24 protein-coding genes are annotated in these 26,097 nt (G+C 67.8%); 11 read left to right on the top strand and 13 right to left on the bottom strand.

Annotation, left to right across the window (positions count from 1 at the left end; translation table 11 throughout):
• Position 1 precedes the first annotated feature (1 nt).
• Entirely contained in the window at positions 2 to 1,252 is a 1,251-nt protein-coding gene (locus AC1DSC_RS00985; protein WP_062362720.1) for a carbohydrate kinase family protein, read from the top strand.
• 21 nt (positions 1,253 to 1,273) lie between these two features.
• Here the strand turns inward: AC1DSC_RS00985 and AC1DSC_RS00980 are convergent, their stop codons facing one another.
• The 7 genes from AC1DSC_RS00980 to AC1DSC_RS00950 form a co-directional block, all read right to left on the bottom strand.
• Positions 1,274 to 2,458, bottom strand: coding sequence for an FAD-dependent monooxygenase (locus tag AC1DSC_RS00980; protein WP_062362723.1), 1,185 nt, complete (start codon positions 2,456 to 2,458; stop codon positions 1,274 to 1,276).
• Between the two features lie 5 nt (positions 2,459 to 2,463).
• Entirely contained in the window at positions 2,464 to 2,754 is a 291-nt protein-coding gene (locus AC1DSC_RS00975) for a DUF6587 family protein (protein ID WP_018903275.1), read from the bottom strand.
• Between the two features lie 63 nt (positions 2,755 to 2,817).
• Positions 2,818 to 4,713, bottom strand: coding sequence for a ferrous iron transporter B (feoB, locus tag AC1DSC_RS00970; protein ID WP_062362726.1), 1,896 nt, complete (start codon positions 4,711 to 4,713; stop codon positions 2,818 to 2,820).
• Positions 4,706 to 5,014, bottom strand: coding sequence for a FeoA family protein (locus AC1DSC_RS00965; protein WP_026283843.1), 309 nt, complete (start codon positions 5,012 to 5,014; stop codon positions 4,706 to 4,708). The genes feoB and AC1DSC_RS00965 overlap by 8 nt, the downstream gene beginning before the upstream one ends.
• 145 nt (positions 5,015 to 5,159) lie before the next feature.
• Positions 5,160 to 5,612 carry a metallophosphoesterase family protein gene (locus AC1DSC_RS00960; protein WP_062362729.1) on the bottom strand — a complete coding sequence of 151 codons (453 nt, stop codon included), beginning with the start codon at positions 5,610 to 5,612 and terminating at the stop codon, positions 5,160 to 5,162.
• Positions 5,609 to 8,476, bottom strand: a complete 2,868-nt coding sequence (acnA, locus tag AC1DSC_RS00955; protein WP_062362732.1) for an aconitate hydratase — start codon at positions 8,474 to 8,476, stop codon at positions 5,609 to 5,611. Before acnA ends, AC1DSC_RS00960 begins: the two co-directional genes overlap by 4 nt.
• 153 nt (positions 8,477 to 8,629) lie before the next feature.
• Positions 8,630 to 9,043 (bottom strand): hypothetical protein, encoded by a 414-nt coding sequence (locus AC1DSC_RS00950; RefSeq protein WP_018903270.1) that lies wholly within the window; start codon positions 9,041 to 9,043, stop codon positions 8,630 to 8,632.
• A 132-nt stretch (positions 9,044 to 9,175) separates the two neighbouring features.
• On the opposite strand from AC1DSC_RS00950, the gene AC1DSC_RS00945 reads away from it, so the two are divergent.
• Complete coding sequence (locus AC1DSC_RS00945) at positions 9,176 to 10,021, top strand: helix-turn-helix domain-containing protein (protein WP_062362735.1); 846 nt, start codon at positions 9,176 to 9,178, stop codon at positions 10,019 to 10,021.
• Here AC1DSC_RS00945 and AC1DSC_RS00940 read toward each other — a convergent pair.
• The 6 genes from AC1DSC_RS00940 to AC1DSC_RS00915 form a co-directional block, all read right to left on the bottom strand.
• Positions 9,927 to 12,185, bottom strand: a complete 2,259-nt coding sequence (locus AC1DSC_RS00940; RefSeq protein WP_062362738.1) for an acyl-CoA dehydrogenase — start codon at positions 12,183 to 12,185, stop codon at positions 9,927 to 9,929. The two genes, AC1DSC_RS00945 and AC1DSC_RS00940, sit on opposite strands and share 95 nt — an antisense overlap.
• A gap of 191 nt (positions 12,186 to 12,376) precedes the next feature.
• Complete coding sequence (locus AC1DSC_RS00935; protein ID WP_062362741.1) at positions 12,377 to 14,965, bottom strand: bifunctional aconitate hydratase 2/2-methylisocitrate dehydratase; 2,589 nt, start codon at positions 14,963 to 14,965, stop codon at positions 12,377 to 12,379.
• 87 nt (positions 14,966 to 15,052) lie between these two features.
• Positions 15,053 to 15,604, bottom strand: a complete 552-nt coding sequence (locus AC1DSC_RS00930; RefSeq protein ID WP_012746580.1) for a hypothetical protein — start codon at positions 15,602 to 15,604, stop codon at positions 15,053 to 15,055.
• Positions 15,605 to 15,637: 33 nt separating this feature from the next.
• Positions 15,638 to 16,636: an HpcH/HpaI aldolase/citrate lyase family protein gene (locus tag AC1DSC_RS00925; protein WP_012746579.1), complete on the bottom strand. Its 999-nt coding sequence runs from the start codon at positions 16,634 to 16,636 to the stop codon at positions 15,638 to 15,640.
• Positions 16,633 to 17,412 (bottom strand): trans-aconitate 2-methyltransferase, encoded by a 780-nt coding sequence (gene tam / locus AC1DSC_RS00920; RefSeq protein WP_062362744.1) that lies wholly within the window; start codon positions 17,410 to 17,412, stop codon positions 16,633 to 16,635. The genes AC1DSC_RS00925 and tam overlap by 4 nt, the downstream gene beginning before the upstream one ends.
• Positions 17,413 to 17,427: 15 nt before the next feature.
• A complete protein-coding gene (locus AC1DSC_RS00915; protein WP_012746577.1) occupies positions 17,428 to 18,414 on the bottom strand; it encodes a malate dehydrogenase in 987 nt (328 codons plus the stop codon).
• Positions 18,415 to 18,597: 183 nt separating this feature from the next.
• Here AC1DSC_RS00915 and AC1DSC_RS00910 point away from each other — a divergent pair, with 183 nt between their 5' ends.
• From AC1DSC_RS00910 to AC1DSC_RS00870, 9 genes are all read left to right on the top strand, one after another.
• Positions 18,598 to 19,356 carry a GntR family transcriptional regulator gene (locus tag AC1DSC_RS00910; protein ID WP_080515726.1) on the top strand — a complete coding sequence of 253 codons (759 nt, stop codon included), beginning with the start codon at positions 18,598 to 18,600 and terminating at the stop codon, positions 19,354 to 19,356.
• 225 nt (positions 19,357 to 19,581) lie between these two features.
• Positions 19,582 to 20,028, top strand: a complete 447-nt coding sequence (gene sdhC / locus AC1DSC_RS00905; protein WP_062362747.1) for a succinate dehydrogenase, cytochrome b556 subunit — start codon at positions 19,582 to 19,584, stop codon at positions 20,026 to 20,028.
• A gap of 13 nt (positions 20,029 to 20,041) precedes the next feature.
• Positions 20,042 to 20,407 carry a succinate dehydrogenase, hydrophobic membrane anchor protein gene (sdhD, locus tag AC1DSC_RS00900; RefSeq protein WP_012746574.1) on the top strand — a complete coding sequence of 122 codons (366 nt, stop codon included), beginning with the start codon at positions 20,042 to 20,044 and terminating at the stop codon, positions 20,405 to 20,407.
• 7 nt (positions 20,408 to 20,414) lie between these two features.
• Positions 20,415 to 22,223: a succinate dehydrogenase flavoprotein subunit gene (gene sdhA / locus AC1DSC_RS00895; RefSeq protein WP_018903263.1), complete on the top strand. Its 1,809-nt coding sequence runs from the start codon at positions 20,415 to 20,417 to the stop codon at positions 22,221 to 22,223.
• 27 nt (positions 22,224 to 22,250) lie between these two features.
• Positions 22,251 to 22,952: a succinate dehydrogenase iron-sulfur subunit gene (locus AC1DSC_RS00890; protein ID WP_012746572.1), complete on the top strand. Its 702-nt coding sequence runs from the start codon at positions 22,251 to 22,253 to the stop codon at positions 22,950 to 22,952.
• A gap of 19 nt (positions 22,953 to 22,971) precedes the next feature.
• On the top strand, positions 22,972 to 23,295 hold the full coding sequence (locus tag AC1DSC_RS00885; protein WP_012746571.1) for an FAD assembly factor SdhE: 324 nt from the start codon (positions 22,972 to 22,974) through the stop codon (positions 23,293 to 23,295).
• A gap of 24 nt (positions 23,296 to 23,319) precedes the next feature.
• Positions 23,320 to 24,630: a citrate synthase gene (gltA, locus tag AC1DSC_RS00880; protein ID WP_012746570.1), complete on the top strand. Its 1,311-nt coding sequence runs from the start codon at positions 23,320 to 23,322 to the stop codon at positions 24,628 to 24,630.
• Between the two features lie 149 nt (positions 24,631 to 24,779).
• Entirely contained in the window at positions 24,780 to 24,920 is a 141-nt protein-coding gene (locus tag AC1DSC_RS00875) for an entericidin A/B family lipoprotein (protein ID WP_012746569.1), read from the top strand.
• A 182-nt stretch (positions 24,921 to 25,102) separates the two neighbouring features.
• Entirely contained in the window at positions 25,103 to 26,050 is a 948-nt protein-coding gene (locus AC1DSC_RS00870) for a LysR family transcriptional regulator (RefSeq protein ID WP_062362750.1), read from the top strand.
• Positions 26,051 to 26,097 lie beyond the last annotated feature (47 nt).

Below are 26,097 nucleotides of genomic sequence, written 5' to 3'. Positions count from 1 at the left end.
CATGAACGATGTCCAGTTCTCGCTCGAAGAGCTTGCGACCTTGCGCGAGCATGGCGTGGTCCTGTTCGCAGACCGCGTGATCTTCGAGGCCCAGCCGCCCATGCCGGCGCAGCGGATCGCCGCCATCGAGGCGCTGTGCGCCGGCCCGCTTCCCGAGGCGCTGGCTGCGCTGTGGCGGCAGACGGCGGGCGGCCGGCTCGACTACGACCTGTCGCTGCCGATGAGCGGCAATGTGGAATCCATCAGCTGGTCGGAACTGTTCTGGGACGGCAGCGACGGCTACCGCGACCTGCAGGGCTGGATCGAACATGAGCAAGAGCTGGCCGAAGAAGCCGCCAAGGAAGAAGGCCGCGCCTGGAGCGGCAAGCTCACGCACCTGCCCTTCGGCGGCTTCGAATACCTCGACCGCGTCTATGCGGTGGTCGAGCCCGGCCCCGAGCACGGCCGCATCGTCGCATGGAAGCACGGGCTGCCGCCCGCCTGGACGCATGCGCTGCACGAAGACAGCGTGAGCGCCATCGCGCCCGACCTGCGCGGCGCCTTCGCGGCCCTGCACCTGGACGAGGATCCGCTGGCGCCCACGGGCGACTATTTCTCGGGCCAGGACCTGTTGCAGTACCTCGACGACCGGCACCAGGACCATGGGCTGGACCTCGACCTGATGGACAAGCTGGTGGCCTTCTATTGCCGCGCCGTGGTCGACTGGCGCACGCCGCTGGCGGACGGCACGCTGCGCCGGCTGCCGGCCATTGCGCGTGCCGCGCTGCACCACGCCATCGGCACCGACGACGCGGATCTGGTGGCCCAACTCGCGGCCGCCGGCGTGAGCTTCGACGGCCCGCAGCAGGGCAGCGCGCTGGCCACCGACGTGGCCATTGGCCAGGGCGCCTTCGCCGCGGCCATGGCGCTGGTGCGCGCGGGCGCGCCGGTGGCGCGCGATGCGCTGGGCCATGTCGACGGCCAGATCTCGCCCGAGCTCACGGGCGCGCTGCTTGCCAACGGGGCGGAGCCCAGCGTGGCGGCCATCGTCAAATGCGCGGCCTGTGGTGCGCCCGCCAGCGCGCACCTGGTCGCCGATGCATGTGCAGAGGCCGGCATCGACGTGCCGCCCGCCTTCGTGGTCGAACGCGATGCGACGCTGGCCGAACTCGAAGCCACGCTGCTCGAGGTCCGGGAAGGCACGCATGGCCACTACCTGGGTGCCGAGGGCCTGGCCGAACGCATCGAGCACCTGCAGACCTTCAGGCTCTGAGGGTGCGCGGCGCGGCTGCACTCAGCCGCCGTACAGCCAGGGCTGGTCCAGCAGCCGTGCGCCCAGCGCGCGCATTGCCAGGTCGCGGCCGATGCGCACCGCACCGGCTGCATGGAAGATCTGGCCGTTGCGCCGGGCCTTGGCCTGCACGAGCGCGTTGCGCTGCCAGCGCGCCTCGGCATAGCGCGCGAAGGCGGCCGGCACGTCGGCCGCACTGCCTTGGCCCAGCGCCTCGGCCAGCGCCACCGAATCCTCGATGGCCATGCCGGCGCCCTGCGCCAGGTAGGGGACCATCGGATGCGCGGCATCGCCCACCAGCGCCACGCGCTCGTGGGCCATCTCGGCCGCAGAGGCCAGCGGCGGCCGGTCGCTGAGCGTCCAGGCGCGCCAGCCGGGCATGGCTTCGAGCAAGGCCTGCAAGGCGCGCCCACTCCGGCCCGTGGCCTTTTGCAGTGCGGCGAGGCTGCTGGCCTGGTCCCAGTCGCGCGCATCGCCGGCCGGCGCCGACTCCGCGATCACCACCACGTTGAGCCAGGCGCCACCGCGCACCGGGTACGCCACCGCATGCAGCTGCGGGCCAAGCCACACGTCGATCCGGCCGCGGCGCAGGACCTGCGGCAGCGCGGCCTGCTCGGCCATCGCGCGCCAGGCCGTGTGGCCGGTGGCGCGCGGCGGCTCGGCTGCGGACGGCACGTCGAGGCGTTGCCGCGCCAAGCTCCAGAGCCCGTCGGCGCCAATCAGCGCCTCGCCTTCCCAGGCCCGCGCGCCGCTGCTCGAGATGCACACGAGATCGTCGCTGGTCTCGACCTGCGCAATGCGCGCGTCGGTCACCAGGGTGCCCCTGCCGCGGGCGCGCACCGCTTCGAGCAGCAGCGCATGCAGATCGGCGCGGTGCACGCAGAGATAAGGAGCGCCGTAGCGCTCGCGCATCGCATCGCCCAGCGGCAGGCGGGCCAGTTCGGCGCCGCTGCCCGCGCTCTGCACCACGAGGGCATCGGGCCGCGCGGCGATGGCCTCCAGGCCTTGGGCCAGGCCCAGCAGCGCGAGGCGCCGCGTGACGTTGGGCCCCATCTGGATGCCGGCGCCGATCTCGGCGAACGCGGGCGCCTGCTCGAAGACATCGGCGCGGTGGCCGCCGCGGGACAGTGCCAGCGCAGCAGAAAGCCCCCCGATGCCGCCCCCGACGACGAGGATGTGCGTGGGCATCGGCCTCAGCGGCTGTGCGTGGACAGCGGGCCCTGGCCGGCTTTGTCGGATTCGGGTGGGTTGGCGGGCGTCTTGGGTCCGCAGCTGCCGCAGCTGTCGCAGGAGCCGCAGCCCGAGCTCTTGGCAAGCGAGGCCGCCAGCTGATCGGCGCGCTGCTGGTCGACCAGTCCGGCGCGGTGCGTGCCGGCCGCGAGCTTGTGCGCGGCACTGCGCCGCCAGCCCGCGGGCATCCAGCGCCAGACCGCATAGAACGCGGCGGCCGCGACGATCAATCCGACGATCAATTGCTGTGTCATGTCCGTTTACTCCAACGCGCGTTCGAGACTAACCCAGAAACATCGCTCAAGCCTTGCGGCAGGTCATCCCGCGCCCAGCGCCAGCGCCACGTGGTAGGTGATGAAGCACGCCAGGTAGGCCAGTGCGAACAGGTAGCCGGCCATGATCCAGACGTACTTCCATGATCCGGTTTCGCGCTTGACCGCCGCGAGCGTGGAAATGCACTGCGGCGCAAACACATACCAGACCAGCAGCGACAGCGCCGTTGCGAGCGACCAGCTGCCTGCGATCAGCGGCTCGAGCTGGCCGGCCACGTCGTCGCCGCTGGCCGAGAGCGCATACACCGTGCCGAGCGCGCCCACCGCCACTTCGCGCGCCGCCATGCCCGGCACCAGCGCGATGGAGATCTGCCAGTTGAAGCCGATGGGCGCAAAGATGTGCTCCAGGCCGCGGCCGATCATGCCCGCCAGGCTGTACTGGATGGCCGGGCCCGTGGCGCCTTCGGGCGGCGACGGAAAGGTCGACAGGAACCACAGCAGGATCGTGAGCGTGAGAATGATCGTGCCCACGCGCTGGATGAAGATCCACGCCCGCTCGTAGAGCCCGAGCGCCAGGTTGCGCAGGTTGGGCCAGCGGTAGGCCGGCAGCTCCATCATCAGCGGCGAGTGCTGCTTGCTGTCGCGGAAGCGCTTCATCACCCAGGCCACCGCCATGGCCGACACGATGCCGAAGACATACAGCGCGAACAGCACCACGCCCTGCAGGTTGAAGACGCCGCCCACGGTGCGCGCCGGAATGAAGGCCGCGATCAGCAGCGCATAGACCGGCAGGCGCGCCGAACAGGTCATGAGCGGCGCGATCATGATGGTGGTGATGCGGTCGCGCCAGTTGCTGATGGTGCGCGTGGCCATCACGCCGGGAATGGCGCAGGCAAAGCTCGACAGCAGCGGAATGAAGGAGCGGCCCGACAGGCCCACGGTGCCCATCACGCGGTCCAGCAGGAAGGCCGCGCGCGGCAGGTAGCCCGAGTCTTCCAGCGCCAGGATGAAAAGGAACAGGATCAGGATCTGCGGCAGGAACACGATCACGCCGCCCACGCCGGCAATCACGCCGTCCACCAGCAGGCTCTGCAGCATGCCTTCGGGCATGTGGGCCTTCAGCAGGTTGCCCAGGCCTTCGGTGCCGGCCTTGATGGCGTCCATGGGCACGTTGGCCCAGCTGAACACGGCCTGGAACATCAGGAACATCGTGACCGCGAGCACCAGCAGGCCCCACACCGGGTGCATCACCACGCGGTCGATGCGGTCGCTGGCGGCCAGGCTGCCGACCGGCTCATGCACGGCCAGGCCGAGGATGCGGCGCACTTCGCGCTGCGTGGCCAGCACGTCGTCCAGCCCCGGCGGCTGCCAGGGCAGCGGCGCCGCGGCGGCCACCGGCGCATCGAGGGCTTCGAGCAGGCCCTGCGCGCCGCCCGACTGCACGCCCACGGTCTCGATGACCGGCACGCCCAGTTCGCGCGACAGCACGGCCGTGTCGACCGCAATGCCCTGCTTCCTGGCCATGTCGGTCATGTTGAGCGCCACCACCATCGGCAGACCCAGGCGCTTGGCCTCGAGCACGAGCCGCAGGTTGAGCCGCAGGTTGGTGGCGTCGGTCACGCACACCAGCAGGTCGGGCAGGGGCTCGCTGCTCTTGCCGGTAACCACGTCGCGCGTCACGGCCTCGTCCACGCTGAGCGCGTTGAGGCTGTAGGCGCCCGGCAGGTCGAGCACGAACACGCGCCGGCCCGACGCGGTGCGCAGCGACCCTTCCTTGCGCTCGACCGTCACGCCGGCATAGTTGGCCACCTTCTGGCGGCTGCCGGTGAGCAGGTTGAACAGCGCCGTCTTGCCGCAGTTCGGATTGCCCAACAGCGCGATGCGCGCGGGCTGCGCCGTGGCCGCAAGGCGCCCCGGTCCCTGGATGACGGCCTCAACCATGGCTTGCGCCCTCCGCCAGGCCCGGCGCCACGTGGATCAATGCGGCCTCATGGCGCCGCAATGCGAAGGTGGTGTGGCCCAGCCGCACCGCCAGCGGCTCGCGCCCCGGCAGGCCGCGGGCGACGATGCGCACGGCCTCGCCCGGCACGAAGCCGATCTCGGTCAGGCGCAGCACGAGCTCGCGGTCGTCCGCGCCCTCGGGCCGCGCCACGTCGAGCACGGTGGCCCACTGGTTGTCGGGAAGCTGGTCGAGCCGCAGGCCGGAAGATGCCGGCGCGGCCCCGAAATGGTTGGTTTGCACGGTAAGAAAGTGCGCCGGATTCCAGGCGCGCCAATGGAGCAAAAGCTAGATGCTATCAATTCTCAATCGCAGAAACCTGACCAAGGCCCTTTGACCTCGCGGGCCGGGTTCTTTTTTTGGGGTTTGCGGCCGCCCCGGGGCGCATTCAGCCCAGTTCGAGGATGCGCGCCGACACGGCATCGCCATCGACAATGAGCTCGGCCACCGCAATTGGCAATTTGAATCGACGCGGCCCGGCGCTGCCCGGATTGACGTAGAGCACGCCGGCGCGCTCCTCGATCTTCGGCTTGTGGGAGTGGCCGGAGACCACCACGCGGACGCCGGCGGGGGCGGCGGCGAGCTGCGACAGGTCGTGCACCGCATGCACGATCACGCCGCCCACCTGCAGCAAGGCCGTTTCCGGAATGCGGCCGGCCCACGGCTCGCGGTCGTTGTTGCCCCGCACCACCGTCAGCGGCGCGATGGCGGCAAGCGCCTCGAGGATGCCCGCATCGCCGATGTCCCCGCCATGCACGATGAAGTCGCTGCCCTGCAGCGCCGCCACGGCCTCCGGGCGCAGCAGGCCGTGGGTGTCGGAGATGAGGCCGACGCGGGTCAAGCCGCGAGCAGCTGCCTGAGCACGAAGGGCAGGATGCCGCCGTGCTTGTAGTAGTCGACCTCGATCGGCGTGTCGATGCGCAGGCGCACCGTCACCTCCTGGTGGCTGCCGTCGGCGCGGTGCACCACGAGCTTCACGTCCATCTGCGGCTTGAGCTCGCCGCCGATCACCACGTCGATCTGCTCGTCGCCCGTGAGGCCCAGCGTCTGCCATGAATCGGCGCCGCGGAACTGCAGCGGCAGCACGCCCATGCCGACGAGGTTGGCGCGGTGGATGCGCTCGAAGCTGCGCGCCACCACGGCCTTGATGCCCAAGAGCTGCGTGCCCTTGGCGGCCCAGTCGCGCGAGGAGCCGGTGCCGTATTCCTCGCCGCCGAAGACCACCGTCGGCACGCCCTGCTCCATGTACTTCATGGCGGCGTCATAGATGAACATCTTCTGGTTGCCCGGCTGGAACAGCGTGACGCCGCCCTCTTCCTGCGTGCCGTTGACGTCGGGCGGAATCATCAGGTTCTTGATGCGCACGTTGGCGAAGGTGCCTCGCATCATCACGTCGTGGTTGCCGCGCCGCGAGCCGTAGCTGTTGAAGTCGGCCTTGGCCACGCCGTGCGCCTTGAGCCAGATGCCCGCGGGCGAGCTTTCCTTGATGGAGCCGGCCGGCGAGATGTGGTCGGTGGTGATCGAGTCGCCGAACAGCGCCATGATCCGCGCCCCCTTGAAGCCCGCGTCCGAGGCGTGCGGCTCCATCTTGAAGCCCTCGAAGAACGGCGGCTCGGCAATGTAGGTGGAGGAAGGCCAGTCGTAGACCTGGCCCGTCGTGCCCTTGATGCTGCTCCAGAACTTGCCCGGGTCGGTCTTGACCTTGTCGTAGTTCGCGCGGAACGACTTGGCGTTCATCGCATGGCGCAGGTTCTGGTCGATTTCCTTCGGGCTCGGCCAGATGTCGCCCAGGTACACGTCCTTGCCGTTCTTGCCCTTGCCCACGGGCTCGGTCATCAGGTCGACCATCACGTTGCCCGCGATCGCGAAGGCCACCACCAGCGGCGGCGAGGCCAGGAAGTTGGCCTTCAGGTTCGGATGGATGCGCGCCTCGAAGTTGCGGTTGCCCGAGAGCACGGCTGCGCCGACCAGGTCGTTCTTGACGATGGCGTCGTTGATCTCGGGCGTGAGGTCGCCCGCGTTGCCGATGCAGGTGGTGCAGCCGTAGCCCGCCAGGTAGAAGCCCAGCTTCTCGAGGTACGGCAGGAGGCCCGCCTTCTCGAGGTATTCGGTGACGATGCGCGAACCGGGCGCAAGCGAGGTCTTGACGTGCGGCTTGACCGTGAGGCCCGCCTCCACCGCCTTCTTGGCCAAGAGGCCGGCCGCGAGCATCACGCTCGGGTTGGAAGTGTTGGTGCACGAGGTGATGGCCGCGATCAGCACGTCGCCGTTGCCGATGCTCACGCCGCCCTTGGGCGCCGGAGGCGCCGTGGCGCTCACATGGGCCGCTGCCTTGGTCGAGCGGTTGTCCACCATCTCGACCATGTCGCGCGGCGCGCCCGGCGGCGGCGGCGCGGCCTCCTCGTCGCCGCCCTGGCCGTTCACGGCGAGCGGATAGCGCAGCTTGAGCCGCTCGGCCGGCTGGTTGAAGCCGTTGGCGTCGTTGGGCTTGCTGAAGAGCTCGGCGAACTTGGTCGACAGGTGGCCCAGGTCGATGCGGTCCTGCGGCCGCTTCGGACCCGCCAGGCTCGGCGACACGGTGCCCAGGTCGAGCTTGACGATCTTGGTGTAGTCGATGTCGCCGGGCGCCGGCATGCCGAACAGGCCCTGCGCCTTGTAGTAGGCCTCGAAGCGCTCGACCTCCTCCCTGGTGCGGCCGGTGCCCTCGAAGTAGGCCACGGTCATTTCGTCGACCGGGAAGAAGCCCATGGTGGCGCCGTACTCGGGCGCCATGTTGCCGATGGTGGCGCGGTCGGGCACCGCGATGGACGCGGCGCCCGGGCCGAAGAATTCGACGAACTTGCCCACCACCTTCTCGGCCCGCAGGATGGCGGTGACGTACAGCACGAGGTCGGTGGCCGTGACGCCTTCGCGCAGCTTGCCGGTGAGCTCGAAGCCCACCACGTCGGGCGTCAGCATGTACACAGGCTGGCCCAGCATGGCGGCCTCGGCCTCGATGCCGCCCACGCCCCATCCGACCACGCCCACGCCGTTGATCATGGTGGTGTGGCTGTCGGTGCCCACCAGCGAGTCGGGGTAGTACACCGGCACCTCGGCGTTGTCGTTCGAGCTCTTGTAGACGCCGCGCGCAAAGTACTCGAGGTTGACCTGGTGCACGATGCCGAAGCCCGGCGGCACCACGCCGAAGGTATCGAAGGCCTGCATGCCCCACTTCATGAACTGGTAGCGCTCGTTGTTGCGCTGGAACTCGAGCTTCATGTTGAGGTCGAGCGCCTTGGGCGTGCCGTAGTAGTCGACCATCACCGAGTGGTCGACCACCAGGTCGACCGGCACCAGCGGCTCGATGGTCTTGGGCGACTTGCCGAGCTTGGCGGCCACGCTGCGCATGGCGGCCAGGTCGGCCAGCAGCGGCACGCCGGTGAAGTCCTGCAGCACCACGCGGGTGACGACGAACGGGATCTCGTCGATGCGGTCCGCATTGGGCGCCCAGCGGGCCAGCTCCTCGACATGCTTGGCCGAGACCTTCTTGCCGTCGCAGTTGCGCAGCACCGACTCGAGCACGATGCGGATCGACACCGGCAGCCGCTCGACGCTGGGATATTGCCTGGCCAGCTCCTTCAGCGACCAGTACTTGCCGGACTTGCCCGATGCGGTCTTGAAGGTCTTGAGGGTGGACGCAAAGGGGTGCGCCGGTGCTTTGGCCATTGAGGAACTCCTGATTGTTCGTGGAAGCTCTTCAAGGATAGCGGGGAACGATGTCAGCTGCTGTAGTCTGTATTCCAACCCGGTCCTCTGGCCTGCGGCGTTCCTCATCGCGAAAAATGCCGGGTGAAGGGGCGTTGCCGGCATCCCGCGCACTCAGGCCAGCGCCATGTCCGCGCCGCCTCGGGTGCGGCGCAGGCCGGTCCATTGCAGCTCGGCCAGCACCACCACGCACAGCGCCTGCGCCAGCACCCAGGCCGTGCCCAGCGCGGTCACCGCGAACGCGCCGCTCACCAGCAGCGCGATGCAGGCCACGGCCCAGCCGAAGTTGCCCGCCACCACAAGGCCGATCAGCGTGCGCGGCGGCGTGCGGCGGCTGGCCATCAAGGCCGCGGCGGCGGCATAGGCCAGCAGGAAGACACCGGTTCCCATGAGCAGCGGCGCCGGCAGGCCGGTCAGCCTGGCAAGCGCGCCGGTGAATACGACCTGCAGCGCACCGGTCGCGGCGCAGGAGGCGGCGTCGGCCCACATCACGTTGGGCAGGAAGCGGGGGGATGCAAAGACGGACATGCGGATCTCCTTCGGGTGGTACGCCGCAAGCCAGTCCTGCCGCGTTGGAGCCAATGATTCCGTTCGGCCTGCATCGCGTCGATGACCTGGGAGGTCATGGCGCGGCATCGGCACCGCGCCAGAATGCGGGCCATGAACACCACCCGCACCCACTCCACCGCTGCCGGCCAGCCCGGCGCGCGCGATCCGTTCGGCGCCCACCTGCGGCACTGGCGCACCCGCCGGCGGCTCAGCCAGCTCGACCTGGCCCAGGAAGCCGAGGTCTCGACCCGACACCTGAGCTATGTGGAGACGGGCCGCGCCGCGCCCAGCCGCGAGATGGTGCTGCGCCTGGCCGAGCGGCTCGACGTGCCGCTGCGCGAGCGCAATGCGCTGCTGGTGGCCGCGGGCTTCGCGCCGATGTACCGTCAGCGCTCGCTCGACGACCCGGCCATGGCCTCGGCCCGGCGCGCGGTGGACCTGGTGCTCAAGGGCCATGAGCCGTTCCCCGCCCTGGCCGTCGACCGGCACTGGAACCTGGTGGCGCACAACGCGCTGGTGCCGATGCTGATGGCGGGCGCCGCACCCGAGCTGGTGAAGGCGCCCATCAACGTGCTTCGCCTGAGCCTGCATCCCGAGGGCCTGGCTTCGCGCATCGCCAATCTCGCGCAGTGGCGCGCCCATCTGCTCGAACGGTTGCAGCAGCAGATTGCCGCCACCGGCGACACCGTGCTGCAGGCCCTGCACGACGAGCTCGAAGCCTATCCCACGCCCCAGGTGAGCCACGACACGCCCGCGGCCGACACGGAGCTTTCGGGCGTCGTGGTGCCCTTTCAGCTGGCCACGCCGAACGGCGTGCTGAGCTTCATCAGCACCACCACCATCTTCGGCACGCCGGTGGACGTCACTTTGCAGGAACTGGCGGTGGAGTCCTTCTTTCCGGCCGATGCGCAGACGGCCGCGGCGCTGGCTGCGCTGGCGGCGCAGCCGGCCGGTTGAGCGCCGCGCGCGCCTGCTGCTGCGCGGGGCCTTCGAAGTCGTCGACCTGGATCACCTTGTCGGCGGCCTTGAGGTAGGCCAGCGCCAGTCCCGGATCGGGCGCCGAGCCTGCGGCTTCCTCGAACGAGCGGGTGCGCCGCAGCGCCTTGTCGAGCATGGCCGCGGTGTCGCCGCCGAGCTGCTCGCCCAGTTCCATCGCATGCATCAGGTCGCGCAGGCCGCCGGCCGCGGGCTCGCTGAGGTCCGGCGCCAGCCGCTGGACGATGCGCGGATCGGTGCGCAGCAGTTCGGCCAGCGCCATCAGCTGCACGTCGCGCAGCGGCGCCAGGTGCGCGGTGCGGCGCAGCACCAGCGCGCCGATCACGCGCCGCCCGGCAGTCGGCAGGTTGGCATACAGGTCGCGCAGGATCTTCCCCGCCTCGTCCAGCTGCAGCCGGATCGCGGCCTGGGCAAAGGGCAGCAATTCGGGCGCCGCATCGACCCGGTAGCGCCATACGCTCGCGCTGGCCAGGTACAGGTGCGCGAGCACGTCGCCCAGCCGCGCCGACAGCAGCTCCATGCGCTTGAGCCTGCCCCCGAGCAGGCCCATGGCCAGGTCGGCGGTGAGCGCGTACTTGGCGCTCATGCGCGCGATCAGCCGCGCCTCGCGCGCCAGCGCCTCGGGCGGTTCGCCCACTACCGGCGCGCCGAACAGGCTGTGCCACAGATTGGCAGCCACGTGCCTGCCGTGCGCGACGAGCGCCCGGCCCAGCGCCTTCTCGTCGCGCGCCTGCACGGCCGCCATTTCGGCCAGCACATGCGGATGGCAGCGGATCGCGCCCTGGCCGAACACGATGAGCGCGCGCGTCAGGATGTTGGCGCCCTCCACGGTGATCGCGATCGGCGCCTGCCGGTACGACACGCCCAGCAGGTTCGACGGCCCGGCGATGATGCCCTTGCCGCCCAGGATGTCCATGCCGTGGTTCACGGCGCGCCGCCCGGCCTCGGTGAGCTGCACCTTGAGGATCGCGCTGGCCACGCTCGGCCGCTCGCCCTTGTCCAGCGCGGCCGCGGTGAAGCGCCGCGCCGCATCGCTCGCATAGAGCTCGGCCGACATCTGCGCGATCAGGCCCGCAACCGCATGGAACTTGCCGATCGGCAGGCCGAACTGCTCGCGGATCTGCCCATAGCCGTTGCTCACGTAGAGCGCCGTCTGCTGCATGGCCGAGCCGAGCGCGGGCAGCGAGATGGCGCGGCCCGCGGCCAGGCACTCCATCAGCATGCGCCAGCCCTGGCCCACCTGCTTTTCGCCGCCGATCACCCAGTCCACCGGCACGAACACCTGGCGGCCATGGATCGGGCCGTTCATGAAGGCGCTGTCCATCGGGCGGTGGCGCCGGCCGATCTCCATGCCTTCGTGCGGCACCGGAATCAGCGCGCAGGTGATGCCGAGTTCGCGCTCGCCCTCGGGCCTGCTCTCGTCCACCGCATGGAAGGCCAGCCCCACGACGGTGGCGACGGGCGCGAGCGTGATGTAGCGCTTGTCGAAGTCGACCAGGAAGCCGCGCGTGCGCCGGCCGCCGAATTCGCGCTCGACCATGACGCCGCGGTCCGGAATGGCCGCCGCGTCGGAGCCCGCGTAGGGCGAGGTCAGCCCGAAGCATGGAAGCTCGCGGCCATCGGCCAGGCGCGGCAGGTAGCGCACCTTCTGCGCGTCGGTGCCATAGCGCAGCAGCAGCTCCGCGGGCCCGAGCGAGTTGGGCACCATCACCGTCACGGCGGCGGCGATGTTGACGGTGGCGATGCGCGCCACCACCGTGGCGTGCGCGTAGTGGCCAAAGCCAAGGCCGCCGAACTCCTCGGGAATGATCATGCCGAAGAAGCGCTTGTTGCGCAGGTAGCGCCACACCTCGGGCGGCAGGTCGCGCGCCTGGTCGATGGCGTGGTCGTCGAGCATGCGGCACAGCTCGCACACCTCGCGGTCGATGAAGGATTGCTCGCGCTCGCTGAGCCGGTTGGGGCCCATGGCCGAAAGCAGGTCGAAGTCGGGACGCCCCGCAAAAAGCAGGCCTTCGAAGCCGACGGTGCCGGCCTCGAGCGCGGCGCGCTCGGTGTCGCCGAGCGGCGGCAGCGCCTTGGAAAACGGCTGCATGGCCCATCGGCCGATCAGAGAGGCCAGAGGCATGGCGTGTCTCCTTGTTCTCCGCGGCAAGCGGCGGAGAAAGGCCATCTTGTCAGAGAGGCCGGCTTTCCCGGCCGGCCAAGGGCGCCCCTGCGTGTCGGAGATTGCCGGGCAGCCGGATAAAAGTGCCACCCCAGACGCAAGAAAGCCCCGCCGAAGCGGGGCTCCCATCCATTGCGCGAAGCGCCCGAGGATCAGGCCGCGACTGCGGCGCCGGCCTCGGTCTTGTAGTCGTCGATCTTGTCGAAGTTCAGGTACTGGTAGATCTGCGCGCTCGATGCGTCGAGCACGCCCGTGGCGGCCATGTACTCCTCGCGCGTCGGGATGCGGCCCAGGCGCGAGCAGATCGCGGCCAGCTCGGCCGAACCCAGGTACACGTTGGTGTTCTTGCCCAGGCGGTTCGGGAAGTTGCGGGTGCTGGTCGACATCACCGTGGCGCCTTCGCGCACCTGCGCCTGGTTGCCCATGCACAGCGAGCAGCCCGGCATCTCGGTGCGCGCACCGGCATTGCCGAACACGCCGTAGTGGCCTTCCTCGGTGAGCTGGTGCGCATCCATCTTGGTGGGCGGCGCGATCCACAGCTTGACCGGGATGTCGCGCTTGCCTTCGAGCAGCTTGGAAGCCGCACGGAAGTGGCCGATGTTGGTCATGCACGAGCCGATGAACACTTCGTCGATCTGGGCGCCGGCCACGTCGCTCAGCGTCTTCACGTCGTCGGGGTCGTTCGGGCAGGCCACGATCGGCTCGTGGATGTCGGCCAGGTCGATCTCGATGACGGCGGCGTAGTCGGCGTCGGCATCGCCCTTGAGCAGTTGCGGGTCCGCCAGCCAGGCTTCCTGCGCGGCGATGCGGCGCGCCAGCGTGCGGGCGTCGGCATAGCCTTCGGCGATCATCCACTTCATCAGCGTGATGTTGCTGTTGATGTACTCGATGATCGGTTCCTTGTTCAGGTGCACCGTGCAGCCGGCGGCCGAGCGCTCGGCCGAGGCGTCGCTCAGCTCGAAGGCTTGCTCCACCTTCAGGTCCGGCAGGCCCTCGATCTCGAGGATGCGGCCCGAGAAGATGTTCTTCTTGCCTTTCTTCTCGACCGTGAGCAGGCCGCTCTTGATGGCATACAGCGGAATCGCGTTGACCAGGTCGCGCAGCGTGACGCCGGGCTGCATCTTGCCCTTGAAGCGCACGAGCACCGACTCGGGCATGTCCAGCGGCATCACGCCGGTGGCGGCCGCGAACGCCACGAGGCCTGAGCCCGCGGGAAAGCTGATGCCGATCGGGAAGCGGGTGTGGCTGTCGCCGCCGGTGCCGACGGTGTCGGGCGTGAGCAGGCGGTTGAGCCAGGAATGGATCACGCCGTCGCCCGGGCGCAGCGAGACGCCGCCGCGGTTGGCCATGAAATCGGGCAGTTCATGGTGCATCTTGACGTCGACCTTCTTCGGGTAGGCCGCCGTGTGGCAGAACGACTGCATCACGAGGTCGGCCGAGAAGCCCAGGCAGGCCAGGTCTTTCAGCTCGTCGCGCGTCATCGGGCCGGTGGTGTCCTGCGAGCCGACCGAAGTCATCTTGGGTTCGCAGTAGGTGCCGGGGCGAACGCCGGTGCCTTCGGGCAGGCCGCAGGCGCGGCCGACCATCTTCTGTGCGAGCGAGTAGCCCTTCTTGGTGTCGACCGGGCTGGTCGGCAGGCGGAACAGCGTGGAGACGGGCAGGCCCAGTGCTTCGCGCGCCTTGGCCGTGAGGCCGCGGCCGATGATCAGCGGAATGCGGCCGCCGGCGCGCACTTCGTCGAACAGCACGTCGCTCTTGACCTTGAATTCGGCAATCACCTTGCCGTCCTTGAGGGCCTTGCCTTCGTAGGGACGCAGCTCGACCACGTCGCCCATGTTCATCTGGCTCACGTCGAGCTCGATGGGCAGCGCGCCCGAGTCTTCCATGGTGTTGTAGAAGATCGGCGCGATCTTGCCGCCGAGGCAGACGCCGCCGAAGCGCTTGTTGGGCACGAAGGGAATGTCTTCGCCGGTGAACCACAGCACCGAGTTGGTTGCGCTCTTGCGCGACGAACCCGTGCCGACCACGTCGCCGGCATAGGCCACGAGGTGGCCGCGCGCGCGCAGGTCCTCGATGAACTTCACCGGGCCGCGCTTGCCGTCTTCTTCAGGGACGATGCCGGGGCGGGCGTTCTTGTGCATCGCCAGCGCGTGCATCGGAATGTCGGGACGTGTGGTGGCGTCGGGTGCGGGAGAGAGGTCGTCGGTGTTGATTTCACCGGCCACCTTGAAGATGCTGACCGTGATGCTTTGCGGCACTTCGGGACGGCTGGTGAACCATTCGGCATCGGCCCAGCTTTGCAGCACGCCCTTGGCGTGGGCGTTGCCCTTGTCGGCCTTTTCCTTGACGTCGTGGAACTGGTCGAACATCAGCAGGGTCTTCTTCAGGCCCTCGGCCGCCACGGCGCCGACTTCGGCGTCGTCGAGCAGGTCGATCATCGGGCTGATGTTGTAGCCGCCGAGCATGGTGCCGAGCAGTTCGGTGGCACGCGCACGCGAGATGAACGCGTTCTTCTCGGTGCCGTGGGCCACGGCCGCCAGGTAGCTCGCCTTGACCTTGGCCGCGTCGTCGACGCCGGCGGGCACGCGATGGGTGAGCAGATCGAGCAGGAAGGCACCGTCCTTGGCATTCGCGCTCTTGAGGAGCTCGATGGCTTCGGCGGTTTGCTTCGCGCTCAATGGCAGCGGCGGAATACCGAGCGCGGCGCGTTCGGCAACATGGTCAACGTAGGCTTGCAACATCTTCTTTTCTCCGGAAACTGGCTGGCTGACGGGCGTGCAGTACGGCAAGCAAGAGCCGCGCCGCACCGCACCCCGTGTGGGACTCTCTTACTTCTTGGCCGCGTCGGCGCCTTCGAACAGGCTCTTGGGCGGGTTCTTCTTCATTTCTTCGGCAAACGCGACCTGCTCGGCGGTCTGGCATTCGTCGGCAATGCGCAGGCCCGCCTTCTGGTTCATCAGCATCGACTTGTTGCCCAGCTGCAGCCACATGGCACCGGCACGGGGGTCTTCGAGGCGGATGGCACCGGTGCGGCTTTCGACCGGGTGCATGCGGTACTTCACGCCCTTGGTCGACACGTTGAAGAAGCCGGGCTTCTTCTCGTCGGCGTCCACGGTCACGTCGGCGCCGAGTTCGCACTGGGCCTTGCCGAGCGAAACGCGCTTGGCGACGGCCAGGTCGGCCTCGGTCAGCACGATGTTGGTTTCGTCGGCGATGGGCGTGACTTCCTCGACGGCCTTGGCGGCCTTGCGGGTGACCTGCTTCTTGGCGGGCGCCTTCTTGGCTTCGGACTTGGCGGCCGGCTTGGCGGGGGTGGTCTGCGCCGTGGCGGCGAACGGAAGCGCCAGGGCCATAGCGGCGATCAGGGCAATTTTCTTCATGGGTGTGTTTCCTTGAGGCTGGATTCGGAAGTTTCAGGAGGCCGCGAGTGCAAACCAGGTTTTGGCTTCTGGCGGCAGCGCGCGCCCTGTTGCGTGGGCACGCGTCAGCACTTGCCAGAAATGGCGATAGCTCGCGCGGTCGTGCAATGTGCCATCAATTTGCGTCGGAGCCCAATTTGCGAGGGCCGCATTTGTAATGATTTTTGTGGCAATTTGAATCTGCGCCTCATCGGGCGCAAATGCCTCCAGGATGGGCCGGATCTGGTTCGGATGGATGCTCCACATGCGCGTGTAGCCGAATTCGGCGGCCGCCTTGCGGGCTGCCAGGCGCATCGCGCCGGTGTCGTTGAACTCGGTGACCACGCAGTGCGAAGGCACCTTGCCGTAGGCATGCGCGGCGGATGCGATGGCCAGCTTGGCGCGCACCACCAGCGGATGCGTGAACTGCCCGGCCGCGCCCATGCCATCGGCGGGAATCGCGCCCGCATGGGCGGAAACGAAGTCCATCAGGCCGAAGCTCAGCGATTGCACGCGCGGATGCGCCGCGATCTCGAACGCGTTGTGCACGGCCAGCGGCGATTCGATCAGCACATGCAGCGGCAGCGCATCGGCATCGGCCGCCTCGAGCGCCGCCACCGCCTGCGCGACGTCGGCCACGGACTCCACCTTGGGCACCATCAGGTGGCTGAGGCGATGGCCGGCGCGGCCGGCGATGGTGATCACGTCGCCGGCAAAGGCGGGATGGTCCACCGGGTGAACACGCACGCCCACGCGCATGCCGGGCTTGGCGGCCAATGCCAGTTCGGTCACGAGCGCGGCATGCTCCGCCTCGCCGCCCACGGGGGCGCCGTCCTCGCAGTCGAGCGTCACGTCGAACACGCAGGCACCGAATTCATCGGCCATCTCGGCTTGCAGCGCGAGGCTCTTCTTCATGCGCGCCTCGACGCCGCTGTAGTGGTCGCACACCGGCAGGCTCACGGCCCCGGCCTGCGCGCCGAGCAGCACTTCAGCGGGATGGGCGGCTTTGGTCATGCTTTTTTCTGCGCCACGATGAACATGCGCGGGAAGGCGAGCAGCCGCTTGCCGTCGGTGCGCACAGGATAGGCCTGGTCCACGCGGCGCTCGTATTCGGCCAGGTAGCTGGCCTGCAGGTCGGCCGGCAGGCGGTCGACGAAGGGCTTGAGCCCCGTGCCGCGCACCCACTCGACGATGGCCGCGGCATCGGCCATGGGGTGCTGGTAGATGGTGTGCCAGACATCGACCCTGGCCGCGGCAGGCGCGAGCAGGTCGTAGTAGCCGCCGAGCGGCAGCAGCAAGGTGCGCAGCCGGTCGGCATTGCCGATGGGCTCGGCCCAGGGCGCCTCGGCCGCCACGGCGCGCATCAGGCGATGCGTGGGCTCCTCGCGGTTGTCGGGCATCTGGATGGCGAGCACGCCACCGGGGGCCAGCGCAGCGAACAGGCGCGGGATCAGCCGCTCGTGATCGGGCACCCACTGCAGGGCTGCGTTGGCGTAAATGAGGTCGGGCGCTTCGTCTTGCGGCGCCCAGGTCGCGATGTCGCTCAACTCGAAGCGTGCCTGCGGCAGGCGTTCGCGCGCGCTCGCCAGCATGGCTTCGGAGTTGTCGGTTCCGACGACTTTCGCCGTCGGGAACCGGTTGGCCAGCAGCTCGGTGGAATTGCCCGGGCCGCAGCCGAGGTCGACCACGCGGGCCGCCTCCGGCAACGGCACCCGCGCCAGGAGTTCCTGTGCGGGGCGGGTGCGCTCGTCCTCGTAGCGACGGTAGAGCGCGGGGTTCCAGTCGAGCATGCCGGCGGTCTTGGCTTAGATCAGGTGCGCAACGCCGGCCTGTTCGCCTTGCAGTTCTTCGAGCGTCTTGTTGATGCGTTCCTGGCTGAAGGCGTCGATTTCCAGGCCTTCGACCAGCTTGTACTCGCCGTTCTCGCAGGTGACCGGGAAGCCGAACATCGTGTCCTTCGGAATGCCGTACTGGCCGTCCGACGGGATGCCCATGGTGACCCACTTGCCGTTGGTGCCCAGGGCCCAGTCGCGCATGTGGTCGATGGCGGCGTTGGCGGCCGAGGCAGCCGACGACAGGCCGCGGGCCTCGATGATGGCGGCGCCGCGCTTGCCAACGGTCGGCAGGAAGGTGTTGGCGTTCCATTCCTGGTCGTTGATCATCTTGGCGACGCTTTCGCCCTTGATGGTGGCAAAACGGTAGTCGGCGTACATCGTGGGCGAGTGGTTGCCCCAGACGACGAGCTTCTCGATGTCGGCCACGGCCTTGCCGGTCTTGGCGGCGATCTGGCTGGCGGCGCGGTTGTGGTCCAGGCGCAGCATGGCGGTGAAGTTCTTGCGCGGCAGGTCGGGTGCGCTCTTCATCGCGATGTAGGCGTTGGTGTTGGCGGGGTTGCCGACCACCAGCACCTTGACGTTGCGGCTGGCCACGGCGTTGAGCGCCTTGCCCTGCGCCGTGAAGATGGCGCCGTTGACGGCCAGCAGCTCGGCACGCTCCATGCCCGGGCCGCGCGGACGCGAACCCACCAGGAGGGCGTAGTCGGCATCCTTGAAGGCGGTCATCGGGTCGCCATGGGCTTCCATACCGGCCAAGAGCGGGAAGGCGCAGTCGTCGAGCTCCATCATCACGCCCTTGAGCGCCTTCTGGGCCTTCTCGTCGGGGATCTCGAGCAGTTGCAGGATGACCGGCTGGTCCTTGCCGAGCATTTCGCCGGACGCGATACGGAACAACAGGGCGTAACCGATTTGGCCGGCGGCACCGGTGACGGCAACGCGGACGGGTTTTTTGCTCATGGGAAGACTCCAGAAGATGGTGAAACGGTATCGGCGGGCGCGCGTGGCGCCGATGGTCCTGCAGGGCGGGAATCCTTCCCGCGGCGCAGGCCGGCCCGCATTTTAAGCCGATTCAGCAGGCCTCGTCTTATGTCTTATATAAGATATGCTCCGGGGTTCCGCCACGGCGCACCCACCGCTGCCATGAATGCCCCCACCGTCCTCGAAGATTCTGCGACGCCCTCCTTCAGCCCGCTCTACCAGCAGATCAAGACGCTGATCCTGCAGAGCCTGCAGGCCGGCGAGTGGAAGCCGGGCGAGCCCATTCCCAGCGAGATGGACCTGGCGGTGCGCTTTCGCGTGAGCCAGGGCACGGTGCGCAAGGCCATCGACGAACTCTCGGCCGAAAACCTCGTGGTGCGGCGCCAGGGCAAGGGCACCTTCGTCGCCACGCACGCCGAGCAGCATGTGCAGTACCGTTTCCTCAAGCTGGTGCCCGATGTTGGCACGCCAAGCACCGAGGGTCCGGCCGAGCGCACCATCGTCGACTGCCGCCGCCAGCGCGCCTCGGCCGACGTGGCGCGTGCCCTGGGCCTGCGCACGGGCGACGCGGTGCTGCAGGTGCGGCGCGTGCTCGCCTACGGCGGCGTCCCGACCATCCTCGAAGACCTCTGGCTCCCCGGCGCGCCGTTCAAGGGCCTCACGGCCGAACGCCTGCGCGCCTGGCCGGGCCCGATGTACGCCATGTTCGAAACCGAATTCGGCGTGCGCATGGTGCGCGCCGAAGAAAAGATCCGCGCCGTGCTGCCCGATGCCGAGCAGGCCGCGCTGCTCGACGTGCCGCTGCAGATGCCGCTGCTCAGCGTGGAGCGCCTGGCCCACACCTACCACGACACGCCGATGGAACTGCGCCGCGGCCTCTACCGCACCGACACGCACCACTACCGCAACCAGCTCGGCTGAGCGCGCATCCAGATGGCATCACGACCCCACCGCATGGCAGCGCCGAAGATTCGCGCACAACACGCCGCGAACTCCCTAGCATCCGACTGCAGCGCTGCGCCGACGCGGGCACCTCCGCCACGCAATGGTGCATTGCAATAGAATTTTGCGTTGTTTGCATTCCGCAGAAGAAACAAAAGCGTTCGCTCTCAGAACAAGCCACCAAGCCACGAAAGCCTCCCCCCAATGACAGAGCTTGCAACTCCTCCCCGGCCGCCGCGCCGCGAATTCCGAAACATCAACGCCTTCACCGATCTCACGACCTACCGGCTGCCGCCGGCCGGCATCGTGTCGATCCTGCACCGCGTGAGCGGCGTGCTCATGTTCCTGCTGCTGCCGTTCATCATCTGGATGTTCGACACCTCGCTTTCGTCCGACTACTCCTTCGCCAGGTTCAAGGCCGCGTTCAACAGCAGCCTTGGTTTCGTTCCGGGCTGGTTCATCAAGCTGGTGGCTCTCGCGCTGATCTGGGCCTACCTGCACCACTTCATCGCCGGCCTGCGCCATCTCTGGATGGACGTGAGCCACGCCGCCGTCACCAAGGAGTTCGGCCAGACCTCCGCCGTGGTCACGCTGGCCCTGAGCATCCTGCTCACCCTGGTGCTCGGCGCCAAGCTGTTCGGCCTGTACTGAGAAGGAGCCAACCATGTCTGTGAACTACGGCTCCAAGCGCATCGTCGTCGGCGCGCACTACGGTTTGCGCGACTGGCTCAGCCAGCGCATCACGGGCGGCCTGATGGCGCTCTTCACGATCATCCTGCTCGCGCAGCTGATCTTCACGCGCGGCCCCATCGGCTACGACCTGTGGGCCGGCATCTTCGCCGCGCAGTGGATGAAGGTGCTGACCTTCTGCGTGATCGCCTCCCTGCTCTACCACGTGTGGGTCGGCATGCGCGACGTGTGGATGGACTACGTCCAGCCCGTCGGCATTCGCCTCGCCCTGCAAATTTTCACCATCGTCTGGCTTGTCGGTTGTGCGGGTTGGGCCATTCAAGTGCTTTGGAAGATCTGACCCCACCATGACCTACACAAAAGAACAAATCACCAAGCGCAAGTTCGACGTCGTGATCGTCGGCGCCGGCGGCTCCGGCATGCGCGCCTCGCTGCAACTCGCCCGCGCGGGCCTGAACGTGGCGGTGCTCTCCAAGGTGTTCCCCACGCGTTCGCACACCGTCGCTGCCCAAGGCGGCGTGGGCGCATCGCTCGGCAACATGAGCGAGGACAACTGGCACTACCACTTCTACGACACGATCAAGGGCTCCGACTGGCTCGGCGACCAGGACGCGATCGAGTTCATGTGCCGCGAAGCCCCGAAGGTCGTGTACGAGCTCGAGCACTTCGGCATGCCCTTCGACCGCAACCCCGACGGCACGATCTACCAGCGCCCCTTCGGCGGCCACACGGCCAATTACGGCGAGAAGCCCGTGCAGCGCGCCTGCGCCGCGGCCGACCGCACCGGCCATGCGATGCTGCACACGCTCTACCAGAAGAACGTCGAGGCACGCACCCAGTTCTTCGTCGAATGGATGGCGCTCGACCTGATCCGCGACGCCGAAGGCGACGTGGTCGGCGTGACGGCGCTCGAAATGGAAACCGGCGACCTGCACATCCTGCAGGCCAAAACCGTGCTGCTGGCCACCGGCGGCGCGGGCCGCATCTTCCAGGCCTCGACCAATGCCTTCATCAACACCGGCGACGGCCTGGGCATGGCCGCGCGTTCGGGCATTCCGCTGCAGGACATGGAGTTCTGGCAGTTCCACCCGACCGGCGTGGCCGGCGCCGGCGTGCTGCTGACCGAAGGCTGCCGCGGCGAAGGCGCGATCCTGCTCAACAGCAACGGCGAGCGCTTCATGGAGCGCTATGCGCCCACGCTGAAGGACCTGGCGCCGCGCGACTTCGTCTCGCGCTCGATGGACCAGGAAATCAAGGAAGGCCGCGGCTGCGGCCCCAACAAGGACTACGTGCTGCTGAAGCTCGACCACCTCGGTGCCGAGACCATCCACAAGCGCCTGCCCTCGGTGTATGAAATTGGCGTGAACTTCGCCAACGTCGACATCACGAAGGAGCCGATCCCCGTGGTGCCCACCATCCACTACCAGATGGGCGGCATCCCGACCAACATCAACGGCCAGGTCGTGATTCAGCAAGGCGAGCAGAACAGCGCCGTGGTGAACGGCCTCTACGCGGTGGGCGAATGCTCCTGCGTGAGCGTGCACGGCGCCAACCGCCTGGGCACCAATTCGCTGCTCGACCTGCTGGTGTTCGGCCGCGCGGCCGGCAACCATATCGTCGAGTTCAACGACAAGCTCAAGGAACACAAGCCGCTGCCGGCCGATGCCGCCGACCGCACACTGGAGCGCCTGAACCGCCTCGAGGCCGCCACCGGCGGCGAATACGCACAGGACGTGGCGGGCGAGATCCGCGCCGTCATGCAGCAGCACGCCGCCGTGTTCCGCAAGCAGGCCTCGATGGACGAAGGCGTGGTCAAGATCGCCGCCGTGCGCGAGCGCGTCAACGCCATTGGCCTGAAGGACAAGTCGAAGGTGTTCAACACCGCGCGCATCGAGGCGCTCGAAGTCGACAACCTGATCGAAGTGGCGCAGGCCACCATGGTCTCGGCCGCCGCCCGCAAGGAATGCCGCGGCGCGCACACGGTCGAGGACTACGAACGCCCGGCCGACGACCCGGTCGCGCCGCTCGGCCGCGACGACGCCAACTGGATGAAGCACACGCTCTGGTACAGCCAGGACAACCGCCTCTCCTACAAGCCGGTCAACCTCAAGCCGCTGACGGTCGACTCCGTTCCTCCCAAGGTCCGTACGTTCTAAGCAAGAACAACATCACAAGGTTTCACGATGAAGCGCACATTCCAGATCTACCGCTACGACCCGGACAAGGACGCCAAGCCCTACATGCAGACCGTCGAGATCGAACTCGACGGCCATGAGCGCATGCTGCTCGACGCCCTGATGAAGCTCAAAGCGCAAGATCCCACGCTGTCGTTCCGCCGCTCCTGCCGCGAAGGCGTCTGCGGCTCCGACGCGATGAACATCAACGGCAAGAACGGCCTGGCCTGCCTGACCAACATGCTCACGCTCAAGGGCACCATCGTGCTCAAGCCGCTGCCGGGCCTGCCCGTCATCCGCGACCTGATCGTGGACATGACGCAGTTCTTCAAGCAGTACAACTCGATCAAGCCGTACCTGCAGAACGACAACGTGCCGCCCGAGAAGGAACGCCTGCAGTCGCCCGAGGAGCGCGACGAGCTCAACGGCCTGTACGAGTGCATCCTGTGCGCGAGCTGCTCCACCAGCTGCCCGAGCTTCTGGTGGAACCCCGACAAGTTCGTGGGCCCGGCAGGCCTCTTGCAGGCCTACCGCTTCATCGCCGACAGCCGCGACGAAGCCACCGCCGAACGCCTGGACAACCTCGAAGACCCGTACCGCCTGTTCCGCTGCCACACGATCATGAACTGCGTCGACGTGTGCCCGAAGAACCTGAACCCCACCAAGGCGATCGGCAAGATCAAGGAACTGATGGTGCGCCGCGCCATCTGATCCCTTTCCGAGAGAAACCATGCAAACCGCCGCCGACCCGTCCGAGCCGATCAGCGAACGCGCGCTGAGCAAGCTGAAATGGCGCTGCCGGCGCGGCCTGCTCGAGAACGACCTGTTCATCGCCCGCTTCTTCGAGCGGCACGAATCCCGCATGACCAACGGCCAGGCGGGAGCGATGGAGACCTTGATGGACCTGTCGGACAACGACCTCCTCGATCTTCTCCTGCGAAGAAAGGAGCCCGAGCCCGCATGGGCCGGGGCCGAGGTGGTCGAGTTGCTGCAGCTGATGCGCACCGACGGCGCGCAGCGCCCCGCAACCTCCGTTTCCTCTTCGCCCTCCTGAATACTCCTCTGAAAGAAACCCGAAATGAAAGCTTCCGATACCAAGGCCACGCTGTCGTTCAGCAACGGCGGGGACAGCGTCGAACTGCCGATCTACAAGGGCACCGTCGGCCCCGACGTGATCGACATCCGCAAGCTCTATGCGCAGACCGGCATGTTCACCTATGACCCGGGCTTCATGTCGACCGCCGCCTGCCAGTCGGCCATCACGTACATCGACGGCGACAAGGGCGAGCTGCTGTATCGCGGCTACCCCATCGAGCAGCTCGCCACCAACTGCGACTTCCTCGAGACCTGCCACCTGCTGCTCTACGGCGAGCTGCCGGACCAGGCCAAGAAGACCAACTTCACCAAGCTCGTGACCAACCACACGATGGTCAACGAGCAGATGCAGTTCTTCCTGCGGGGCTTCCGCCGCGATGCGCATCCGATGGCCATCATGACCGGCCTGGTTGGCGCGCTGTCGGCCTTCTATCACGACAGCACGGACATCAACAATCCCGAGCACCGCGAGATCGCCGCGATCCGCCTGATCGCGAAGATGCCTACGCTCGTGGCCATGGCCTACAAGTACACCGTGGGCCAGCCCTACATGTACCCGAAGAACGAACTCAGCTATGCGGGCAACTTCCTGCACATGATGTTCGCCACGCCGTGCGAGGAGTACAAGGTGAACCCGGTGCTCGAGCGCGCGCTCGACCGCATCTTCATCCTGCACGCGGACCACGAGCAGAACGCCTCGACCTCGACCGTGCGCCTGTGCGGCTCGTCGGGCACCAACCCCTTCGCGGCCATCGCAGCCGGCGTGGCCTGCCTCTGGGGCCCGGCCCACGGCGGCGCCAACGAAGCGGCGCTCAACATGCTCTACGACATCCAGAAGGAAGGCGGCGTGGAGAAGATCGGCGAGTTCATCAAGAAGGTCAAGGACAAGAACTCGAACGTCAAGCTCATGGGCTTCGGCCACCGCGTGTACAAGAACTACGACCCGCGCGCCAAGCTGATGCAGGAAACCTGCAACGAAGTGCTGACCGAGCTGGGCCTGGAACAAGACCCGCTGTTCAAGCTCGCCAAGGAACTCGAGAAGATCGCGCTGGAAGACGAGTACTTCGTGTCGCGCAAGCTCTACCCGAACGTCGACTTCTACTCGGGCATCGTGCAGCGCGCCATCGGCATCCCGGTGCCGCTGTTCACCGCGATCTTCGCGCTGGCCCGTACCGTGGGCTGGATTGCCCAGCTCAACGAGATGATCGGCGACCCCGAGTACAAGATCGGCCGCCCGCGCCAGCTGTTCGAAGGCTCGCCCAAGCGCGACGTGCAGCCCATCGGCAAGCGCTGAACGCGCGCTGCTTGCGCTCAAGCCGGAAAGCTGCCCTCGGGCAGCTTTTTTGCGTCTTGGCTGACAGGGCCGGCGGCGGGGCGTCGATACGTTGTGCATCGGAGGCTCGACTTCGGGCCGCCTTTCTCAACGCCTTCAGGAGACCCGTCATGAAGCAACTTGCCGCGCTGATCGCCGTCGCTTTCACACTTGCCATTCCGCTGGGGGGCTGCAACACCTTCAGGGGTGCCGGCCAGGACATCCAGAAGAGTGGCGAAAAGATGGAAGACGCCGCCAAGAAGCGCCAGTAGGCACACCCGAGCCCCGCGCGCCCCGCCCCTCGCCGCAAAGCGAGGCGCGGGGCGTTTTGCCGTGTGGGGCGGCCGGAACTCGTCGCCCCAGGGCAATGAACCCATCGCACATGGCGATGGCAGGGCCATCAAAACCCTGGGAAAATGACGAACTCATCGCCAGACGCGATGCCCAAAGCCCCATGAGCACTTCCGAACGCAATTTCGCCCGGCGCATCGACCTCACGTCGCTGCAGCTGTTCGTGGCCGTTTGCGAACTCGGCAGCATCGGGCGCGCCGCGGAGCGTGAATTCATTGCCGCCTCGGCCATCAGCAAGCGGCTGTCGGACCTGGAAGCCACGCTGGGCACCACCCTGCTCTACCGCCATGCGCGCGGCGTCGATCTTTCCCCCGCGGGCGAAAGCCTGCTGCACCATGCGCGCTCGGTGCTCTACAGCCTCGAGAAGATGCAGGGCGAGCTCAGCGAATACGCCGAGGGCGTGCGCGGCCACGTGCGCGTGCATGCCAACATCTCGGCCATCGTGCAGTTCCTGCCGGAAGACCTCGGCGCCTTCACGCGCGAGCACGATGCGATCAAGATCGACCTCGAAGAGCACTTGAGCAACGAAGTGGTGCGCGCGGTCCAGGAAGGCGCGGCCGACCTCGGCATCTGCCACATACCCGACGGCACGAACGAGCTGCAGACCCTGCCCTACCGCCACGACCGGCTGGTGCTGATCGCGCCCGCCGGGCATCCGCTCACGGCGACGCAGGGGCCGATCGACTTTGCCGCCTCGCTCGATTTCGACCACGTCGGCCTGCACACCAACAGCTCGATCTACGTGGCCATGCACCAGGCCGCGCTCGAGGCGGGCCGCAGCGTGAAGCTGCGCATCCACGTGACCGGGCTGGACGCCATGTGCCGCATGATCGACAACGGCCTGGGCGTCGGCGTGATGCCGCAGCGCGCCTTCGAGCTGCTGCAGGCGGGCATCGGCAGCCGCCTTCGCAGCGTGACGCTCAACGACGCCTGGTCCCGGCGCGAGATCCGCCTGGCGGCGCGCGACTTCTCCACCCTGCCGGTGGCCGCGCGCACGCTGGTCAACCACCTGCACACGCCGGCGGCGGCCGCCGAGCCGCTCGCCGCCTAGAACGCAAGACAATCACCTCCCCACGAAAGACAAGAGAAGATAACGAC

The sequence above is a fragment of the Variovorax sp. 01N425 genome (assembly GCF_056399465.1).
This window is presented reverse-complemented; position numbering and strand designations above follow the sequence as displayed.

Excerpts from the sequence above, each read along its gene's own strand:
- AC1DSC_RS00985 (WP_062362720.1), top strand. The coding sequence starts at position 2 with ATGAACGATGTCCAGTTCTCGCTCGAAGAGCTTGCGACCTTGCGCGAG.
- AC1DSC_RS00980 (WP_062362723.1), bottom strand. The coding sequence starts at position 2,458 with ATGCCCACGCACATCCTCGTCGTCGGGGGCGGCATCGGGGGGCTTTCT.
- AC1DSC_RS00975 (WP_018903275.1), bottom strand. The coding sequence starts at position 2,754 with ATGACACAGCAATTGATCGTCGGATTGATCGTCGCGGCCGCCGCGTTC.
- feoB (WP_062362726.1), bottom strand. The coding sequence starts at position 4,713 with ATGGTTGAGGCCGTCATCCAGGGACCGGGGCGCCTTGCGGCCACGGCG.
- acnA (WP_062362732.1), bottom strand. The coding sequence starts at position 8,476 with ATGGCCAAAGCACCGGCGCACCCCTTTGCGTCCACCCTCAAGACCTTC.
- AC1DSC_RS00950 (WP_018903270.1), bottom strand. The coding sequence starts at position 9,043 with ATGTCCGTCTTTGCATCCCCCCGCTTCCTGCCCAACGTGATGTGGGCC.
- AC1DSC_RS00945 (WP_062362735.1), top strand. The coding sequence starts at position 9,176 with ATGAACACCACCCGCACCCACTCCACCGCTGCCGGCCAGCCCGGCGCG.
- AC1DSC_RS00940 (WP_062362738.1), bottom strand. The coding sequence starts at position 12,185 with ATGCCTCTGGCCTCTCTGATCGGCCGATGGGCCATGCAGCCGTTTTCC.
- AC1DSC_RS00935 (WP_062362741.1), bottom strand. The coding sequence starts at position 14,965 with ATGTTGCAAGCCTACGTTGACCATGTTGCCGAACGCGCCGCGCTCGGT.
- AC1DSC_RS00930 (WP_012746580.1), bottom strand. The coding sequence starts at position 15,604 with ATGAAGAAAATTGCCCTGATCGCCGCTATGGCCCTGGCGCTTCCGTTC.
- AC1DSC_RS00925 (WP_012746579.1), bottom strand. The coding sequence starts at position 16,636 with ATGACCAAAGCCGCCCATCCCGCTGAAGTGCTGCTCGGCGCGCAGGCC.
- tam (WP_062362744.1), bottom strand. The coding sequence starts at position 17,412 with ATGCTCGACTGGAACCCCGCGCTCTACCGTCGCTACGAGGACGAGCGC.
- AC1DSC_RS00915 (WP_012746577.1), bottom strand. The coding sequence starts at position 18,414 with ATGAGCAAAAAACCCGTCCGCGTTGCCGTCACCGGTGCCGCCGGCCAA.
- AC1DSC_RS00910 (WP_080515726.1), top strand. The coding sequence starts at position 18,598 with ATGAATGCCCCCACCGTCCTCGAAGATTCTGCGACGCCCTCCTTCAGC.
- sdhC (WP_062362747.1), top strand. The coding sequence starts at position 19,582 with ATGACAGAGCTTGCAACTCCTCCCCGGCCGCCGCGCCGCGAATTCCGA.
- sdhD (WP_012746574.1), top strand. The coding sequence starts at position 20,042 with ATGTCTGTGAACTACGGCTCCAAGCGCATCGTCGTCGGCGCGCACTAC.
- sdhA (WP_018903263.1), top strand. The coding sequence starts at position 20,415 with ATGACCTACACAAAAGAACAAATCACCAAGCGCAAGTTCGACGTCGTG.
- AC1DSC_RS00890 (WP_012746572.1), top strand. The coding sequence starts at position 22,251 with ATGAAGCGCACATTCCAGATCTACCGCTACGACCCGGACAAGGACGCC.
- AC1DSC_RS00885 (WP_012746571.1), top strand. The coding sequence starts at position 22,972 with ATGCAAACCGCCGCCGACCCGTCCGAGCCGATCAGCGAACGCGCGCTG.
- gltA (WP_012746570.1), top strand. The coding sequence starts at position 23,320 with ATGAAAGCTTCCGATACCAAGGCCACGCTGTCGTTCAGCAACGGCGGG.
- AC1DSC_RS00875 (WP_012746569.1), top strand. The coding sequence starts at position 24,780 with ATGAAGCAACTTGCCGCGCTGATCGCCGTCGCTTTCACACTTGCCATT.
- AC1DSC_RS00870 (WP_062362750.1), top strand. The coding sequence starts at position 25,103 with ATGAGCACTTCCGAACGCAATTTCGCCCGGCGCATCGACCTCACGTCG.